An 18822-nucleotide genomic window follows, 5' to 3' on the forward strand; every position below is an offset into this window, starting at 1 on the left:
GTGCCCGGGAAAAGCTCATGACCAAACAGACCCTGAAACGCGTGATCCTGTGCTCGGACTTTCTGATGACGTCCGATGCCGAACAGCAGTCCAACCTTCGCTGGTTCAGCGAGTTACTCCGGCGGCCCGTGAAGGACGCGGTCGGGCACGACGTGGCTGTGGTCACTTGGGGCACGCCCGGTGGCCCGTTTATCGACAGGGGTGATTTCTTCTCTCGCAGCGACATAGATCTCCCCAATGGAGCAACCCAGTTTCCTTTCGCGGCGGCCCAAATCTCTCAAATGTCGCTCGCTGCCCTGAAGGGGGTCATCGGGGCCGGAGACCTCCTGGTCGGCTACGAACTCAGCGAGCCGACGCGTGATCTCATCGTTCTGACAGGTGCCGAATACGTCGATATCTGGCTTCACCCTGTCCGCTTCATGGACGACATCCTGTTCGCCGTGAGGGCAAGCCACGCCAGCATTCATTCGTTGCTGTGCCATTGGGAGGTGTCTCACCGCCAGATGGAGCTCTACGGCGATCGGCTAAGGGTTCAGGCCTTCAAGGGCTGGGAACGCTCGGAGCTTCCCATTGCGCCTAACACGGCGCTCTTCCTGGGGCAGATGGGGCAGGACAAAAGTGTCTGCTGTGATGGTCGTTTTCTGACCGCTCTGGATTTTCAGGATCAGATCGCCCGGCTCTGCGAGCAGAGCAGTGAACTTCTCTACCTGCGCCACCCTTACATGCGCAGCGGTGACGAGGCCGTACTGAGCTTCGTGGGCAGCCTGCCAAGGGCTCGCGTGGTCGACTACCCGGCCTACAAGGCCATGGCCCATCCGAATGTCTCCAAGGTGGTGTCGATCTCGTCCTCGGGCCTCGAGGAGGCTTGTCTCATGGGCAAGGAGGTTACCTACCTCCACAAGCCCGTGATCCCCATCACCGCTTCTGACGTAGCCCAGCGCTACCGCTCGATCATGCATGGCATCATCAGTCCGAAATTCTGGGCGGATTGCCTCGCGATGGGCTACTCCAACATCCGGCATTCTTCCGTGAGAAACGACATTGAGCATGTCGAGTTCGACAGCCAGAAGGACAAGCTTCGGGACATGCTCGGCTTTTACTGGGGCTATCGGCATATCGATAAGCTCGAGGCCATCAGAACCTCCTCCATGCCTTCCGCTGAAGTAACTGCGCCGACACCGCCTCGGGCTGCTCCGGCCCCAGTGAGCAATATAACTCAGAATCCCGCTCAGTCGTCGAGAGTTCTTGCTGAGCTAGGGGCGCTGGTTGAGACGTCACAGCTTATCTCCTTCGACATCTTTGAGACTCTCTTAGAAAGGGAGGTTCGAACCCCAGAAAACCTGTTTCCGCTCATCCAGCCGAAGATCGACAGCCTTCTTCGTGAGGCAGGTCATCCGGCGATCGACTTCCTGTCCGAGAGGGGAAACGCAAGAGGGTGCGCGCGCCATCTTGGGGTAGGGGAGGAGGTCACTCTTGAAAGCCGCTACCAGGCGCTCGGTGAGCGTCACGGGTGGCCGGAAGAACTCACCAGGGCGTTGCTGGATTGCGAACTGGACGCCGAACGCAAGCTTCTCAAGCGGCGGTGGGCTGGCTGGGAGCTGTTCCAGGCTGCTCGGGCCATGGGCAAACGCATCGTGTGCACTTCGGACACCTATTTCTCTCCGGAGTTCGTGCGCGAGCGCCTTGCAGACGCAGGCTACCACGTGGACGCGCTCTACCTGTCATCCGTGTATGGATGCCTGAAATCCTCAGGCTCTCTTTTTCAGATTCTCCTTCAGCATGAAGGGCTGCCCGCCTCGGATGTTCTGCACATCGGCGACAATCTGAAATCTGATGTTGCGATGGGGCAGGCGGCGGGGCTGAAAATCGGTTACCTGCCGTCGTCGGCCGCGGTCTACAACAGCGTTCCGGGATTGGCCTCCGCCCAGGATGCGATTTCCGACCCAAGGCTCAGGGCCTCGATCCAGGGACTTGCGGCGCGCAGGCTGACGTCCCAACCCTTCGATGCAAGCCGCGGCATGACTGGCGGAGACGCAGGTGTGCTTGGCTATGGCGTTCTCGGGCCGATGTTCATGGGGTTCGCGCAATGGATCCTGAAAAGCGCTCGTGCGCAGGGTATCAAGGATATCTATTTCTTCGCTCGTGACGGTCACATAGCCAAGCGTTGCTGCGAGGTGCTTCCCCGGCTGTCTGGAGATCCGCGCCTGCACTACCTGCCGGCATCCCGCCGTTCGACTCGTATTGCTTCTATCCGGTCCCAGGAAGACATCCTGAAGGTGCTGCAGACACCTTTCGAAGACTGCACCGTGGAGACGCTTTTGCGGTCCCGCTTTGGGTTGAAGCAGATCACTCCTGAAGTGAGGAGCGAACTTGAGCACCTCGGAGTAAACCTTTGTTCCGGTGACAAGATGAGCTACAAGAGGCACCTCGGGAAGCTTCAGCTCCTGGTTCTGTCCCCGGCAATCCAAGCCGAGATCCTGTCGAACGCCGCGCAGGAGGCCCAGGAACTCAGGCTCGCATACGAGCGCATGGGCCTGCACTTCGATCGCGATGGCTCTGAGATTGCCTTCGTCGACATTGGCCACGCTGGAACCATTCAGGCGGGCATCAGCCGGCTCCTCGAACTGGAGGGCACGCTCGGGCTCTACTTCAGCACGTTTCAGGAGATCGACCAGACCCTCGCCCCGGGGCGACATCGAGCGCAGAGCTATTTCGCCGACAGGCTTCATTCTTCCAGTTCAGCGCATCCATACAAACGTCATCTGCGGATGTTCGAGAGCGTCTTCCTGAACGCAGATGAGAGCTTTCAGTATTTCTCAAGGGGACAAGCGGTCACCCGCCAGGAGAGCTCGGCACCGGAACTGCGGCGTCAGAACCTTGCCAGGACGCTCCACAACGAGATTGAGAGCTTTTCCAGGGATTGGACCTCGCAGTTTTCAGAATCTTTCCCTGAAGCGAACCTCCCCGCTCATGAAGCAGTCCAAGCATTCCTGTCGTTCCTGAATGCGCCCGGGGCGGCGGATGCAGCAATCTTCGAAGGCATCCCGTTCGAAGACTCCTTCAATGCACGCGCCACCTCATGGCTGATCCCGCCCGGCAAGATCGCAGATAGCGACCGGGTCATATGGAAGCAGGGTTCCGCAGCGGCGAGCGGGAAGGAAGTGCACACCGCTGCCAAGCTATCCCCGGCTTTCCGTGACAAAGCGCGCGGGGTCCTGAGACGGCTAGTTGCCGCCGGCGTCGTCCTGACCGTCTCCGAGCGTCTCCAAAACAAGTTCCAGCGCAAACCCGTCGCGTTTTTCAGAGACAGCAAAAGTGCATGTGCGAGAGCCCTGGGCGCCGCGCTCTATGGAGGGCGCAAGTGATCAAGGCGCAGAGGGACTTTCTGGAAAGCCATGGCGTAACCTTCTCGGCGCGCAATGATGAGCTCCACTTCGGTGTCGGCCGGAACATGCGTGTGGAGATGGAGTGTCCCTGCGAGCTGCGCGCAGGTCGCTACGATGTCCAGCGCATTGGCGCCTTCACCTATCTGGGAGGAGGCGAGACCATCCTTCGGCGGGTTGGGGGCATCGGCCGGTTCACCGCGATCGGTCCCAATCTACAGACAGGGGCGCCGGAACACCGTGTTGGCGCGATCTCGCCTCATCCTATCTTCGAGGGCACTTGGTCGCGGCGGTGGCCTGAGGTTGCCGCTTTTTACGACCAGAATCCTGAGAGCGTCGGCCGGGCCCGCGCCGCCTATGACCGAGAGGAGGGCGATCAGGATAAGCTGATCACCATCGGGCATAGCGTTTGGATCGGCGGTCGCGTCACCATCCGCAGTGGGGTCACCATCGGAAACGGCGCAGTTGTTGCCGCCGGCTCTGTCGTGACCCGAGACGTTCCGCCATACACCGTGGTCGGCGGGGTACCTGCCAAGGTAATCCGAAAAATCTTTCCCGATGAGCTCATTGAGGCTTTCCAGCGGATAGCGTGGTGGGACTACGGGTTGCCAGCTCTTCAGGGCGTGGAACTGAGAAAGCTCGACGTAAATTCCGCCGAAACCCTTCTGCGGGATATTGGTCACAACATTCACGAAAAAGAATTGCGGCCACTCGATCCTAAAATCGTTGCAGTTCTCGAAGACAACACTTGCGAAGAGCTCACCTAGCATCCATGCAGCCCGTTTCATTTAAAGAACTGAAGTCCAAATTCAATTTCTGCCTCGGTATCACACGTTGGAAGCGCGCAAACTTCCTATTCTTTGTCGGAGGCAAGGAGAATGCCGAATTCGTCGCCCTGCGTGACTATGACCGCGCAATCAGGGACGCACAAACCAGGGGTGGGCGTGTTATCTGCTGGGCGTCCTCGGCCACGGACGGTCTTGCGGCCGCTGCCGAAGCGGCGGGTGTCGAACTCTTCCTGGTGGAGGATGGGTTCATCCGGTCTTCCGGGCTTGGGATCAAACTCAACATGCCCGCAAGCCTCTGCTTCTCGCGCCAGGGCATCCACTATGACGCGCGCCAACCTTCTAACCTCGAGCTCTTCCTGGCCACGCACCAATTCACTCCAGAGGAGCGGCTGCGTGGCCAGGCTCTTGTCGACACAATGCGCGCAAAAGGTATCACCAAGTATAATCTGAAAACGACCGGCGCTCGCAAATCGCTTTGGCCAGATCGCGGTGCCGACCGGCGCGAGAAGATCCTCGTGATCGGGCAGGTCGGTGACGATGCCTCCCTGAGATACGGTGCGCCAGGGATTGCGGGGAATGAGGGGCTTCTGTCTCAGGTCCGTACCCGCCACCCGAAAGCAGACATTGCTTACCGTCCGCACCCAGACGTCGTCGCCAAACTACGGAATGGGGCCGTCAGCGAAGACACCCTCCACGCGCTGGATGTCCGCCTCGCTGCAGGTGGCGACCTTATTGAGCTGTTGCGCGAAGCGGACAACGTGCACGTCGCCTCCTCTCAAACAGGGTTCGAAGCGCTCCTCTTCGGAGTGAACGTGGTCTGCCATGGCGTTCCGTTTTACGCGGGCTGGGGTCTCACCGACGATATTGGCACCCGACATGACCGCGGGCGAGTGCTTACCCTCGAGGAACTGGTATACGGCGCCTTCTGCGCATACCCGCTTTATGTCGATCCCTACACCGGGCAGGAAAGTACGCCCGAGCAGACCATCGATCTCATTCTAAGCGGCCGCAGATGGCCTCAGGCGCCGCGCAGCTACATTCTCTGCGTCTGGTGGAAACGCCGCGCCCGCAAGCTTCGGGTGGCCCTGACATGATCCAGGCAGCCAACAAGCGCAGCTTTTTGATGCTGCAGGGTCCTATTGGTCCATTTTTCAGAGAGTTGTCCGACGCTCTGAAAGTGCGTGGCCATGCGGTCCACAAGGTGAACTTCTGGGGTGGGGACGATGCGTTCTTCCCCCAGGCTGAGAGCTACACCGGAACCCCGGCGCAATGGCCGAGCCACCTGATTGGTATCTGCAGCAGACTTGGCATTACCGACCTCGTTCTCTTTGGCGATCGTCGCCGGTACCATGAAGATGCCATCGAGATCCTCGCCGAAGCCAACCCCGAGTTGCGGGTGTGGGTCTTCGAGGAAGGCTACTTCCGCCCCAATTGGATCACCCTGGACCACTATGGGGTCAACGCGCGCAGCAGCCTGCCGGCATCGGCAGAAGACCTTCGTCAGGCCGCCAGCACCGCGACCCGGCTCCGGGTCCCCGAGCGCAATCCTGTAGACCCGTGGCTGAAGGACTTCCTGCCGACCTTGGGACGGTACCACGCGTTCGGTAAGGCGCTGTCAGGAAAGTACCCGCATTTCGAATACCACCGGCAACGCTCTCCACTCGCAGAGATGGCGGGATGGGCGCATCGTCTGGCGCGCAGGGCTATGGGCGGCTCGGAAGAGGGCGATGTGGAGGCCTTCCGGACACTGAAAACCAACGGCCACTACCTCGCGGCACTGCAGCTCGAGGGTGACTTCCAGCTTCGCAAATACAGCCCCTTCCAGCGCAACGAAGACTTCATCCGCTATCTGCTGTCCTCCTTCGCAAAGCAGGCTCCGGCGGGCACGGCGTTGGTCCTGAAAAGTCATCCCTATGATTGCAAGTGGACCAGAACCCGTGATCTCACCTATCGCATTGCCCGATCCCTGAATATTCAGGACAGGGTGGTCTTCGTTCACAAGTGCCAGGTCAGCGAAGTCCTAGATGGATGCCTTGGCTGCGTGACCATCAACAGCTCGTTCGGGCTCGAGGCGATTTCCCGCGGCATTCCGGTAAAGGCTCTTGGCACAGCATTCTGGAATTTTACCCCTCTTGCGAATCCAGGCTCGCTTGATCGGTTCTGGACAGCGCCCATGACCCCGGATGAGCCTACGTTCAAGCTCCTCAAGGATATCGTCATGAGCCGAACGCAGTTCAATGGCGGCTTCTACTCCGAGCAGGGCAGGGCGCTTTGCACTCAGGCCGTGGCGGATGAGCTCTCCACGGGAGTGCAGGACACCCGCAGTTTGAGCGCAGGTCCGATCATGCGCCTTCAGGAGAAGAGAGCGAACAGGATCAAAACTCTGGGAAGAACACCCAAGCCAAGGCAGAAATTGGACCTATCCTTGTAATCTATTCATAAAAATGTTGACATCAGTTTATGCTTCAGGCATAAATATCTCAAAGGAGATCAACTGATGCTGACCAAATTCGCCCCTGAGACCAACGCCGTGACCGAAACCACGGTAAATGCCAAGGAGATTGCTCTGTCGCAGCGCCAGGAAGAGATGGTCAACAAGATCCAGAAGAGCGGCGGCTTCTTCCAAGGTGACGATCTGGCAGCCTTCGGCGACCAGCGTACTGTCAACGCTCTGGTGCGCAAAGGCGTCCTCGAGCAGACCGGCGCTCGCGCCTATACCCTGTCGGAGGTCTTCGTGCAGAAGGAAGAAGATAAGAACAAAAAAGTCCACGCGACCGGAAGCGAATTTGCTGAAGCCCTGACCGACATCTTTGGTTACGGTGGTCAGAGCCGTCTGGCCGAACTCCTTGGCGTGAACAAGGCCACCGTCGGCAAGTGGGTGCAGGGTAAGCTCGATGTTCCCCAGTACGCCGTCGTCTTCATGGCGACCCTGCAGCACTGCAAGGAGATCGGCGCCCCGCTGCCCGACTTCATGGGCATCAAGTGAAGCGTCGTCTCTTCTAGGCCATTTCGCTATGGCCCATCATGCTACGGCCCGCAAACCCACGCTTAAGATACCGTCACCACCTGTCCCTCTGAAATCACCTTCAGAGGGACATTCCGTGACCAACTCAAAAATCCTGATCGCCATTGCACTGTGTGGCATGTCTCTGGCCGGATGCGCGCGCCAGTACACGATCCCCACAATTGAGACCGACAACTGGACGCCTCAGGAGGAGGCAGTCCTCCAGCAAGAGCGCGCGGAAAGCAAAGGTTACGCTCGAGGAATGGAGCTGGCTCACTACGACCCCTTGTTGAGGGGAGAGCGCGCTGTGCTGGAGTTTGAGAGCGCCAAATATGAGCTCACATACGAGCAACGCAAACAGCTCGACGCATTCTCGGCGGAAGCCTCCAAGTACGATAGTTACGAGATCGAGGTCCGTGGATACGCCAACAGCGTGGGCAAGGAAGAGGACAACAAGACCCTTGCCGAGCGCCGGACCAATGCGGTCACCTCCTATCTGCTGTCTCAGCATCTCCGGCCAGCGGACATCACATCGGTATCATTTTCAGAGTATGAGCCGGCCGTGCTTGGGGACACCGATTACGGTCGCGCCAGGAACCGCCGTGTTGAGGTCATCCTGACCAACACCGCCAAGTGATCAGGTGATCTGGATGATACCCTCATCCAGGAACGACAGCATCTCATCGAGATCGAGGACCGGCAGCAGTCGGTCCTTTGTCTTGTAGATGGCTGAGGATATCCGGCGCCAGTGAGGGTCCAGAGTGCGGGGCGTCTCCTCGCGCTCACTCTCCGCCAGGGCGATCGTTTCGATGACGGTGTCGACTATGATCGCATAGTCCTCACCATGGTGATCGACAACAATCGCCGTGAAGTCGTCCCCGGGCTCGCGGGTCGGCAAATTCAGAATCGCACGACTGCTGATCGCCGTGACGATCCGACCCCTGAGGTTCAGAACTCCGTAGACCTCCTTGCTGGCGAGAGGGACCTTGGTCACTCGCGCTTCAAAGAGCACATCCTTGATGTTCCGTACGGGCAGGGCGACCATGTTCCCCGCGACCTCGAAGAGTAGGTGGGAGCGGGTGCCATGTGCTTGTGTAGACCTCTTCACGTTCTTTCCTCCGTCATGTGGACCTGCTCCTGGAGGAACTCGAAGATGCTGTCGCGGTCGGTCTTTGAAAGGTAGGCGTCAAAGCCCGCTTCGAGCCCCGCGGCACGGTCTTCTTCTTCCCCATGTGATGAGATGGCTACCGATCTGATATCCTTCTGCGGGCCCTGTTCCCTGATATGACGGATGAGCTGCAGACCGCTCATCTCGGGCATTTCGATGTCACTGACAAGCACATGGAAGCTCTCCCGGGAAAGGAGGTCTAGGGCCTCGTACGGACCACTGGCCACTTTTACTTCGTAGCCTCGCGTGTCGAGCATCGAGAACAGGATGTTCCTGAAAAATTGACTGTCATCGACAATCAGGACCCGAACCTCGCCACTCACTCGGTAGCGCCTTTCGCCATTGAACCAATTGCAGACTGCCTGATCGAGGTAGTAGCTCACGTCGATCATCTCGGTGGGCTTGCCGTTGATCAGCGCACTTCCAATGATACCAGGGGTTTCGGAGGTGATGTCGATGACAACGTCCGTCTCGACCACGCCGATGATCTCATCAACCAGCAGCCCCATGGAGCAATCCTCATCCTCGAAGATGATGACCTTCTGCTCCTCTTGCGACCAGTCAGGGGTATGGTCCGGCAAGGTGACCAGCGGGAGCATCGAGCTCCCATTCTGCACCATGTGCCGGCCGTCTGAAGTGCGATGGATGGAAGAGGACGGAACCATGTTGATCCGGCTGACGACGGACAGGTGAACAGCACGCGGCATTGCTCCGCCGGCACGGTATTGGACCACGCTCACGATGTCGTTTTCGACCTCGACCGTATCCTCTTCCATATCCTGATCGGAGATCTTGGCCGGGATGTTGAAGGTGGAGAACAGCCCGTTTGGATCGACAATCATGATGACCCGCCCATCGCCAAGAATGGTGTTGCCCGAATAGACCTTCACCTTGGAGAGCGCCTTGCTGAGAGGCTTCACCACGATCTCCTCGGTATCGAGGACCTTGTCGACCAGGATGCCGAAAATTTCAGAACCCACCTGGCAAACCATAACTGTCGTCGCCCCATTTCCCTCGAGCCCGAATGCCGTCGCCATGTCGATGAGGGGATATACAGATCCTCTCAACCGCAGGAAGGGTTCCCCATTGATGCTCTCCAGGCGATAGCTCGTACTGGGATGAGTGTGATCCATGATCTCGACCACGTTGAGCTGGGGGAGGGCAAAGATTTCAGAGCCGACCGAGAAGGTGAACGCAGACACGATGGCCAGGGTCAGGGGGATCTTGATCGAGAAGGTGGTCCCTACGCCTTCCTCGCTCTCAACCGAGAGAGTTCCTCCCAGCTTCTCGATGTTTGTCTTCACCACGTCCATCCCGACCCCCCGGCCGGAGATGGCGGATACGGAGTCAGACGTGGAAAACCCGGCATCGAAAATCAGTGACCTGATCCGGTTGTTTGCCATGTTGGCCGCCTGTTCAGCCGTGACGATGCCCTTTTCAATCGCCTTCCTGCGCACCTTGTCGACGTTGATGCCGCGTCCGTCGTCCTCAACGCGCAGGATGATGAATCCCCCCTCATGGCGGGCTTCGAGGCGGATCGTGCCCTTGCGCCGCTTTCCTGCGGCCACCCGCTCTTCCGGGCTCTCCAAGGCATGGTCGGCGCAGTTCCGCACCATATGAGTGAGGGGGTCCTTGATGAGTTCGAGAACCTGGCGGTCAATCTCGGTTTCCTCGCCCCGGAGCTCGAGCTGGATTTCCTTGGAAAGATCGCTCGCCAGGTCGCGAACCGTCCGGTGGTATGTCTTGAAGGCGGTTCCCACCGGTTGCATGCGCGTCTTCATCACGCTCTCCTGCAACTCGGAGGCGATTTTTGACAGGCTCTGGACCGGCCCCTTGAGGTCTCTATCGTTGATCGCGCGGGACACCTGCTGAATTTGATTTCGCACGAGGACGAACTCACCGACGAGGTCCATCAGATTATCGAGCAGGTCTACATCGATCCGGACGGATTTAGGCTGCCGGGGTACGCCTCCGTGGACTTCTTCCTCATGGGGCAGGGCTCGATCATCAGGCTTGGCCACCATAGGGACCGGGTCTGGCGTTTGACCCCCGACAGTCGCTGGAGTCGTGCTTTCTGACCCAGGCTCAGTCGATGTATCGAGCGCCTGATTTTCGAGGGCCTTGGTGAAGTCCCTGATCAGATCGAGCAGAAGTCCCTGGTCGTCTGTCGGCTCCTTACCGGTCTCGGCATCCACTCCATTCACGATATCCCGAATCGCATCGAGCGCCGCCAGGATGATGCTGACACCATCTTTGTCCACCTGGGCGCCGCTCCGGTACAAGTCCAGGAGGCCTTCCGCGGCGTGGGCCACCGCTCCGAGCGTTTTCAACCCAAGGAATCCGGACGTCCCCTTTATCGTGTGCAGCACCCGAAAAATCTTGTCCAGAAGCTCGGGGTTGTTTGGGTCTGCCTCCAGCCGGACAAGATAGACGTCGAGATCGGTGAGGCCATCCATCGTTTCGCTGATGAACTCCTGAAGGATTTCGTCTGACATCTGGCCTAGTCCTTCTTGAAGTAGACCCGGCTCGGCTCACCAAGACTGACGCCATCAAGACGAGCGAGAGCTGCTGCCTCCACGAAAGGGAAGACACCATCATCGAGGGTTCGCTCCATGCAGACGACCCAGCTGTCTACTGCGTTTGACCCGAGGCCAGAAGGCAAGTTGCCAGCGCGAGCCATTGGGTCTGACAGACGCAGCTGGACTGCCTGGAGTTCAGGCGCATCGGTCGAAACGGTGTTGGAGAGCGCCGGGGGCCATAGCAGCCCATGGTCTTTGGAGAACGCCACCACCTGGCAGTAACCTGGGAAGTCGGCGACGCGGTATTCGTTCCCGAACAGAGGCCAGGCTTGGACATCTTCGCCTTCAATTGAATCGCTGTTCGCAGACTCTGAAAATTTCACTATGTAACCGCCCTCTGCATCGAGCACCGCCGGGGTTGCAACCTCAGCGATGACCCGCATGGGGATCGGCGGCTCAATGGCGGCTGTCTCCATCTCCGCCAGTTCCGGCGCTTCCTCCCCTTGCGACGTGCGTTCATCCAATTGGCGAGGGCTCACAGGCCGCGAGCGGGGTCCCGGATCAAGATGACGGCCAGGCGTGAGCAGCAAGGATTCTACTGCTTCCTCGGTCGCCTCCGGGAAAACGGGCAAGGCGGTTGCTTCGAGAGACGTGCTCGGTTGGAGCACCGCCACTTGCTCGCTTGTGTCATCCGGAGAATGCAGAAGGGCAACGACAACAGCCAGGAGGCCGATGTTGCTGCCAGTCGTCAGTAAAATGCGTGATGTCTTCATGGGCCAATGACTTTGAATAGGTCACACGATGCTATCACCGGAACCTTGTCTCACGGTTAAGTTCAGGAGATTTCGTCCAGAGCCTCTTTCTTCACGAAGTTCACGAAGTCGCTGACGATGGTGAACCACCCTTCGATCATTTCCACGAACTTGGTTGAGAGAAGGCCTTCGCCCACGATCACAAAGTCGATCGCCACCAGCCCTTCGTTCAGGGTTGCTGTGCCATGATTGTGGGTGCGGTTCCATCGATTGACCACGGTGTGGAGCTGATCGGCGGACAAGCCTTCGCCTACGACATCGAACGTTGCCCCCATGACCAGCTCGTCGCCTTCGTCGTAAGGACTCAAGACGAACTCACCCTCGTCGAGAACATGTGCCGAGAACTGCAGGCCGCCCAAGGTCTGTACTCTGAGAAACGGCGGCATCTCCTCTTCCTCACCGCCTATCTCAATGCCGCAGTCGTATGTTTCCAGGAGCCGGGCCACGACCTGTAGCGTGATCGACCGGATGATCTTGGGGCGTTCCTGATACTTGCCGATCTCGATCTCATCCTGCGGGAAGTAACCTTCGTCCTCGATATTCTGTTCGCTCATCAGTGCCTGCCTTCTTACCTGTTTCCTGCAGGTGGCGCTGACCCTTAAAAGCGTGGTTAGCGATCTCTTTAACGAACTGTGCAAGGTCCAGCGTATGAAGTGAGGAGGCGGGTGTGCCGCATTCGATGCAAAGCTTGGCAACCACATTGGCCGGCGCGGGGGTTAAAGCCGTCGTGTTCCGGTATGATGGCCAAGAAGGTCGAGAGGAGGTCAAAACGATCAACTACCTCTCGACCGCAGGCGGTTTCCTGTCGTTTCAGGAGATCCGTAAACGCGCTATCCCAGAGAATGAAGTCCACGATCTTGGTCTGGAAATGCTTGAACGCTTCAAGCACGATTGGGCTGAGGATTGGGGCGGTTTCGGTGAACTGCGTTGGGTTCCCGGCAAAGACGCTGCGGTTGAGCATCTTGACCGGCGGGAGGAAGAACAATGGTACCGGTTCAACCTCTCGGCAAGAGAGCTACGGCTGCTGACGTCGCGTCCTCTTCCGGCCCCGAAGGACATCATGTATCCGGGCAGGCTCGGTTTCCTCATCGAATGCTCGGAACAGGACGGCCCTGTCATTGAAAGTGTCCATGCTTTGGAACAGGGAGGCGAAAGCCCTGCAGCCAAGGAGGTCGCGAACGAATTCAGAGTTCTGTTCGCAAGCATCCTCCGCAGCCTGATGACAAAGAACCCTGAGCTTCGATCCGTCGTGACCGGGGCAGGTGTCTGGATTCATCTCGAGCAGAGATGTGACCTCGAGCTGCTTGCGCGTGACGTTCGCTATGAAAAGATGACACACACGATCAACAGGGATTGTGACATTACCCTTTGAAGGATAAATAGGGGTAATGAATAGACAGCAGCTTCTCGACTTCGTCACCCGCGCCACGATTGCAGGCAACGTTCGCTCCCAGATGGGCGATGCCCGCAGGCTCTTGGCGATGACCTTCAAGGAGGCCATGAAGGGGCCCAAGAATTTCAAGAAAGCGCTGACAGGCATGGGGGAGCTGATGGCATTCGCCGACGCGGAGCAGGCGAGTTGGCAAGAGCCAGAGCAACTGATCGAGCCTGGCGCCTCACCGATCAATGCTTGTGACACCCGACATTGGCTGCAGCTTGCAGAGCTGGCAGGGGTGCCGTTCGTCCCCGCGCGGACGATCCTGAGCCTTACCGAAGACGAGTTTGGAATGGTGTCAGGCAAAGTGGATGCACCTGAACTCTACAAGAGCGCCCTTCGGCGCCGGGTGAGCAAAGCTCTCGAGAACGATCCTGATTTCGACTTGCAGGCCGCAGAAGATGCCGAGGTCACCACTACCGCTGCAGATCGGCAGTCCAAGCTCGAGGCCATTTACGACCGCCTCTATGCCGCCATGGATGATGTCCCGGCAGATCACATGGTTCGAACCCACCTGTCCGGTAGCAGTTTGCTGAAAGCCGCCGCTGGTACCGGACAAGTCGAGGATGCGAGTGAGTTCACTGGTGTCGGCGAGGCTGTCAAGATCGGCCCGGGTTACCTGACGGTCCGTAACCGGCGCTGCATCGACACGCGTGACCAGCGCTTCATCGAGATGTACGCCCGCGGGCAGAGCGGCCCGGCACAGGATATCCACTTCCTCGCGCGCCCATGGATCACCGCATCGCGGTACCTGGAGGCCGACGATCCCCATCGCCATGGCAGCGTGTTTGCCGGCAAGGGGACGTGGCCATCAGAGTGGCGGGTCTTTGTGGAGCACGGGGAAATCGTCGGTGTCTCCTCCTACTACGCCTGGACCTGTGATCCAGAGCCGGAGAACGCTTACCGGGCTCTGCAAGCTGTCGAGGCCGCCCAGCGCATCGTGGAGAAAGCCAAGGAGCTGCAGGTGCACACGCGCATCATGGACCTCGAACTCTTGCGCCATAGCGGCAAGAACCCGAAAATCTCTGAAAAGTGGGGCAGGGACGATCTTTCCTGTTCGCTCGACTTCCTCGAAACCGAGGATGGGCCCATGCTCCTCGAGGGCGGTCCCGGCCATAATCCCGTCTGTGGAGCCAACCCTTGTGGCTTTATGGGTGTCGGCGTCGACCAGGGCTGGTGCGACACCCGAGGAGTGGCTCTGCGGTGCATGCCTCATGTCCATCTGGCAGAGCCCTCGACGTGGCGGGATGGTGACCACACGGGCTGCATCCTGACCTGGGAAGAGGCCCGAGAACTCGCGGCCGACTACGATCCTGATGCGGCGTCGGCGCCTAAATTCTGATTTTCGTTCGCGGCACTTTGTGCGATGAAGTCGAGGACTCTGAATTTGGGCACTGAGGACGATGATCTCCAACAACTTCGAAACCGCGAAGTACTTCACCTACCTACTCTCCCAGGAAGGCTACTCTGATCCCCGTCCCATTCGTGATGATGAGTACGCCTGCATCGTGAACTTCATCTTCACCCACGCGATCATCGTGGGACGGATCGGGCAGTATGGCACCTACAACGATCGCTGGTGCTATGAGACCTACGAAAAGGCCAAGGCGGCGTTCGATGCCTGGGACGGGGTGGGGGAACCTGAGGGCTGGCATCGGCATCCCAACACCGGCCGCCGGCGTGAGTTCGATGAGTTGGGAGAGATGACCAAAGAGTACGTGAACTTCTGAACAATGAAGTTGCTCAGTCTTCCTGAAGGGCGCCCGACGTGGGCGCCTTTTTTGTTCGATCTCACCAAGATTTGCCTCGCGCGGATCGACTGCATATTTAAGAATAGAATCGTATGTCTGCATTTAGAGCATTTTATGAGGTCCCGAATGAAAAAACTCCTGTTTGCGCTGATCGCATCAGCCCTTCTTCCATCCGCGGCGAGCGCCCTCTGCCCTGTTCCCACAGGTGTCAGCGCGCAAACCGGGGTCTACAACCTGATGCCCGATTCCCAGGGGGGCATCTCTGTCGGTCAGTATGGAAACCTGGAGGGTGGGGAGCGGCGCCGGGAGGGCACTTTCTACTACGACAGTGCCAACAAGAAGATGATGCTTTGCAATGGCACTGACTGGATGTCAGTCCTTGCTACCAGCGCGGGCGGAGGTGGTGACACGGGCACATCAGGCACTGCGGTTCCTTCGAAAAAACAAATCTACGGTCCCTATGACATCCCCGGAGACACAACTCAAACTCTTGCAGCAATCGCAAACAACCCGGCCTCTTCTTACACCATTTATGGGTACATTCAGTTGACCGGAACGACCAGCAGCGGGCTGTATTCATGCAGTCTGGAAACTATGGTAAACGGGACATGGCAATCATTTACATCATTGCAGTTTTCAGGGAGCAGGAGTCGTGATGACGGAAACTGGTCCTATTCATATTCATCCAGCTACACTCCTGGCACCGCGCGCGCTGAGTTGTTAAGTAGCGGTCAATACCGCGTTGTTCTTGGCGATCTCGAAGCAAGCGCCTCCAAGGAGAAGGTCGGTGGTGGATCAAACTATGGTCACTACGTTCCAATCCCTGCCGCAAATCCTCCTAAGGTCGTTACAGGCGGATTCCCCGGAAAGATCAGAGCCAACAAGACTGGCCCGTGCGATTTCCAGGTTATCGTCGAAGTCCGGAATGACGGGTGATGACTACCGGACCTAATATTTCGCTGAGGTGTCAGCCAGATGTAACTGAGTATGCTGAACGCCGCTGCCATTTCCTGATTTGACACCTAGCTCACACTGAAAAATGAGAAACAGATGAAACTATTTTACAAACTCGCTGCCACCCTCGTTGCTCTTGCCGTAGTACCTTCGGCATCATTCGCTCTGTGCCCCGTCCCCACTGGAGTTAGCACCCAAACCGGAATCTACAACCTGATGCCCGACTCCCAAGGAGGGATCTCCGTCGGGCAGTACGGCAACCTCGAAGGTGGGGAACGGCGCCGAGAGGGCACCTTCTACTATGACAGCGCCAACAAGCACACTTTCCGGTCATGAGAGGCATCAATTTGCCCGTAGGATGCCCGCGGGCGTCCCTTGAAGAGTTCCGGGACTACGTGGTCGCGAAGCTCGAGGAAGCGTCTGGCCTGAAAATCCAGATTTCTCCGTGGGTGATCAACAGAAAGGGGCACGAACCGAAAGTCGTCGAGGGCGTCGACAAGGTAACTTTTGTCGATCTGGAGGTCGCCGCGTGAAGGGCCTCACCGTGAATAGGTATCATCCTGTCGATTGCCTGCAGTCAGCACTTTTCAAAGCTCTGCGCGACGACCTCCCGGAAGAGGGAGATGAGCCGCTATCTGTCGATCAAGTCGATGTTGAGCTGTTTTCCCAGCGCTGGCCCACCACCGCACTCGGTTTCATGTGTGAGGATGCCGAAGAGACCCAGACAAAGGCTCCGACGGTGATCATCACACATATGCGCAAGGCCTGCGTCTACTTCGGAGAACGGCTGGCCTACACGGTGGATGCCCACAACCGTGACTTCCTCAATGACATGGAAGGCTTCTTTGCGGTGGGCCAGGAAGATGCCTTTCGACGCTACGGAGCAAAGCTTGCCAGACCAGAGTAACTGGCGGCGAAGGGGCAGGGACCTTGGCTACGTCCAGAAAAAGGTGGTGACCTAAGGCCTTAAACTTTGTCTTAGGCATCGTCATCCAGTATATCAATCGTCATGGCATACGCAGCGAACACCACAACGACGGCAACGACCACCACCATCTCGGTGGCGGCCGGTTTTGTCGTGGGCGCCTTCTAAACACCTCCAGCCCAGACATCACCACAGCCCCGCCGGACGCGAGCGGGGCTTTTTTGTGCGTATGCCTGTCCGTGTCCGGCCTTCATCTCTGAAAATAGGACACGACGACAATGGAACTTCACGATCATCGCATGCTGGCCAAGCGGCTCGATCTCTATCACGTAGAGGAGCACTCTCCCGGCATGATCTTCTGGCACCCCCGGGGCTACCGCATTTACCGGCTCCTCGAAGACTTCATCCGCGAGCACATGCGACGCCTTGGCTATGAAGAGGTGCATACCCCGCAACTCCTGGCGCGCGAGCTTTGGGAAAAGTCAGGCCACTGGGAAAAATTCAGGGAGAACATGTTCTCGATCTCGAGGGAAGACGGTCGGGACATGGCTCTGAAGCCCATGTCGTGCCCATGCCACGTCCAGATCTTCAACGACGCCAAGAGGTCATGGCGCGATCTTCCCATGAGATATGCCGAGTTCGGGCAGTGCCATCGCGATGAGCCATCTGGTTCGCTACACGGCCTCTTGCGCACCAAGGCATTCGCCCAGGACGATGCTCACGTGCTCTGTAGACCAGCGCAGGTTCGGGACGAAGTAAAGCGCTTCGTGGGCTTGCTTCAGGAGGTCTACGCATGTCTTGGGTTCGTGGACATCGAGGTGGCGCTTTCGCTGCGGCCGGACAAGCGATCAGGGTCGGACGAGCAATGGGACTGGGCTGAGGCCGAGTTGCTTGATGCTGCTCGTAAATGTGGTCTCGATCCTAAGATGCAGCCGGGCGAGGGGGCTTACTACGGTCCGAAGTTGGAGTTCGCTCTCAGGGATCGAATGGGTCGGGCATGGCAATGCGGCACTGTTCAACTCGATAGTGTGCTCCCCGGCCGCCTGGGCGCCAGCTACGTGAACGAGGATGGTAAACCTGAGGTGCCAATCATGATCCACCACGCGGTTTTTGGTTCCATCGGCCGGTTCATCGGGATCATTCTGGAAGAGAATGCCGGGCGGCTTCCGCTGTGGTTGTCCCCGGATCAGATTGCGATCCTTCCCATATCGGATGCCCAGCACAGTGCTGCGAAGGACCTCTACGACCTCTTGATGGCTTTCGGGCTCCGGCCACGCATGTTCAGCCAAAGCGAGACCCTGTCGCGGCGGATCGTAGCCGCTCGGGAGCTTGAAGTGCCGGTCATGGCCATCATCGGGGAGCGCGAGGCGTCAGCCGGTCATGTCGCTCTGAAAATGGGCGGCGCTCAGGAAATGGTAGCCGTCGCCGATGTGGCGGCATGGCTGCAAAACCACGTCGCTCAACCATCAGCACGATGATCTCATGACAAGTACGAGCCGGGCCATCGCTAACACTCATGTCACGATGGCCCGGTCGATCAGATCTCAGCTAGCACGAACTCGAGCTTGGGACCGTAGTTCCAATCCACGCGCACTCAGGTGCGCGACCCACAGTGTCCGTCATCGGCGTTAATTTCGTGTGTCGTCACATGCCACAGCTGTCGGCGCTGGTCTGTTGCTGGACTGCTCGCATCTTTGAACTGCAGAATGCGAGGAAACATACATGCCTCAGACGGAACCAGGTTTCACCGATCGTGCCTTCAACCCGAGTGGCAAAGAACCTGTCGATAGGATCAAGGAACTGGGAGAGCTGCCCACCAGGGCCGTTGCGAGACAGAGCGGTGATGGATTCGATCTCTGCATCGATGTTCGGTGTGAAAGCCTTGTTCGCGGAGGGGTGACCTGCGTAGGTGATCCGAGAGGCTTTCATAGAAAGCGTTTCCGTCAAAGAGCCGCCATCAGGCAACATCAATTTTTAACATAACAGTCGTTATCAGATTCCGCAACTGTAAGCGCCAAGTTAGAATGTCCCACATGAGCAAAGCTGAAGTGTCACACTCCCCTGAATGGGCAGGATTGGAGTG

17 protein-coding genes are annotated in these 18822 nt (G+C 58.2%); 13 read left to right on the forward strand and 4 right to left on the reverse strand.

Annotated features, from left to right (window positions below):
* Nucleotides 1–17: 17 nt before the first annotated feature.
* From G0D83_RS14610 to G0D83_RS14635, 6 genes are all read left to right on the forward strand, one after another.
* Entirely contained in the window at nucleotides 18–3365 is a 3348-nt protein-coding gene (locus tag G0D83_RS14610) for an HAD family hydrolase (protein ID WP_164195296.1), read from the forward strand.
* Complete coding sequence (locus G0D83_RS32650) at nucleotides 3362–4150, forward strand: CatB-related O-acetyltransferase (protein WP_370457242.1); 789 nt, start codon at nucleotides 3362–3364, stop codon at nucleotides 4148–4150. Before G0D83_RS14610 ends, G0D83_RS32650 begins: the two co-directional genes overlap by 4 nt.
* Before the next feature lie 5 nt (nucleotides 4151–4155).
* On the forward strand, nucleotides 4156–5265 hold the full coding sequence (locus G0D83_RS14620) for a beta-3-deoxy-D-manno-oct-2-ulosonic acid transferase (protein ID WP_164195299.1): 1110 nt from the start codon (nucleotides 4156–4158) through the stop codon (nucleotides 5263–5265).
* Nucleotides 5262–6602 (forward strand): hypothetical protein, encoded by a 1341-nt coding sequence (locus G0D83_RS14625; RefSeq protein ID WP_164195301.1) that lies wholly within the window; start codon nucleotides 5262–5264, stop codon nucleotides 6600–6602. Before G0D83_RS14620 ends, G0D83_RS14625 begins: the two co-directional genes overlap by 4 nt.
* A gap of 66 nt (nucleotides 6603–6668) precedes the next feature.
* Nucleotides 6669–7157, forward strand: coding sequence for a helix-turn-helix domain-containing protein (locus G0D83_RS14630; protein ID WP_164195303.1), 489 nt, complete (start codon nucleotides 6669–6671; stop codon nucleotides 7155–7157).
* A gap of 115 nt (nucleotides 7158–7272) precedes the next feature.
* Nucleotides 7273–7812: an OmpA family protein gene (locus tag G0D83_RS14635; RefSeq protein WP_164195305.1), complete on the forward strand. Its 540-nt coding sequence runs from the start codon at nucleotides 7273–7275 to the stop codon at nucleotides 7810–7812.
* Here the strand turns inward: G0D83_RS14635 and G0D83_RS14640 are convergent, their stop codons facing one another.
* The 4 genes from G0D83_RS14640 to G0D83_RS14655 all read right to left on the reverse strand — a co-directional run bounded on the left by G0D83_RS14640 (nucleotide 7813) and on the right by G0D83_RS14655 (nucleotide 12228).
* Nucleotides 7813–8283, reverse strand: a complete 471-nt coding sequence (locus tag G0D83_RS14640) for a chemotaxis protein CheW (RefSeq protein WP_164195307.1) — start codon at nucleotides 8281–8283, stop codon at nucleotides 7813–7815. It lies immediately after the preceding gene.
* On the reverse strand, nucleotides 8280–10838 hold the full coding sequence (locus G0D83_RS14645) for a hybrid sensor histidine kinase/response regulator (protein WP_164195310.1): 2559 nt from the start codon (nucleotides 10836–10838) through the stop codon (nucleotides 8280–8282). The genes G0D83_RS14640 and G0D83_RS14645 overlap by 4 nt, the downstream gene beginning before the upstream one ends.
* 5 nt (nucleotides 10839–10843) lie before the next feature.
* Nucleotides 10844–11635, reverse strand: coding sequence for a hypothetical protein (locus G0D83_RS14650; RefSeq protein ID WP_164195312.1), 792 nt, complete (start codon nucleotides 11633–11635; stop codon nucleotides 10844–10846).
* Nucleotides 11636–11697: 62 nt separating this feature from the next.
* Nucleotides 11698–12228: a YbjN domain-containing protein gene (locus tag G0D83_RS14655; protein WP_164195314.1), complete on the reverse strand. Its 531-nt coding sequence runs from the start codon at nucleotides 12226–12228 to the stop codon at nucleotides 11698–11700.
* 113 nt (nucleotides 12229–12341) lie between these two features.
* Between G0D83_RS14655 and G0D83_RS14660 the strand changes: the two genes are divergently transcribed.
* The 7 genes from G0D83_RS14660 (at nucleotide 12342) to thrS (ending at nucleotide 18217) form a co-directional block, all read left to right on the forward strand.
* A complete protein-coding gene (locus G0D83_RS14660) occupies nucleotides 12342–13046 on the forward strand; it encodes a hypothetical protein (RefSeq protein ID WP_164195316.1) in 705 nt (234 codons plus the stop codon).
* A 16-nt stretch (nucleotides 13047–13062) separates the two neighbouring features.
* Entirely contained in the window at nucleotides 13063–14451 is a 1389-nt protein-coding gene (locus G0D83_RS14665; protein ID WP_164195318.1) for a hypothetical protein, read from the forward strand.
* A 61-nt stretch (nucleotides 14452–14512) separates the two neighbouring features.
* Nucleotides 14513–14839, forward strand: coding sequence for a hypothetical protein (locus tag G0D83_RS14670; protein ID WP_164195320.1), 327 nt, complete (start codon nucleotides 14513–14515; stop codon nucleotides 14837–14839).
* A gap of 147 nt (nucleotides 14840–14986) precedes the next feature.
* Nucleotides 14987–15796 carry a hypothetical protein gene (locus G0D83_RS14675; protein WP_164195322.1) on the forward strand — a complete coding sequence of 270 codons (810 nt, stop codon included), beginning with the start codon at nucleotides 14987–14989 and terminating at the stop codon, nucleotides 15794–15796.
* A 350-nt stretch (nucleotides 15797–16146) separates the two neighbouring features.
* Nucleotides 16147–16347 (forward strand): hypothetical protein, encoded by a 201-nt coding sequence (locus tag G0D83_RS14680; RefSeq protein ID WP_164195324.1) that lies wholly within the window; start codon nucleotides 16147–16149, stop codon nucleotides 16345–16347.
* The gene (locus G0D83_RS14685) at nucleotides 16344–16721 is read left to right on the forward strand and encodes a hypothetical protein (RefSeq protein WP_164195326.1); all 378 of its coding nucleotides are present in this window, start codon (nucleotides 16344–16346) and stop codon (nucleotides 16719–16721) included. Before G0D83_RS14680 ends, G0D83_RS14685 begins: the two co-directional genes overlap by 4 nt.
* A 296-nt stretch (nucleotides 16722–17017) precedes the next feature.
* Entirely contained in the window at nucleotides 17018–18217 is a 1200-nt protein-coding gene (gene thrS / locus G0D83_RS14690) for a threonine--tRNA ligase (protein WP_164195328.1), read from the forward strand.
* Nucleotides 18218–18822: the final 605 nt, after the last annotated feature.

Source organism: Salipiger sp. PrR003, from assembly GCF_010500785.1.
GTDB lineage: Bacteria > Pseudomonadota > Alphaproteobacteria > Rhodobacterales > Rhodobacteraceae > Salipiger > Salipiger pacificus_A.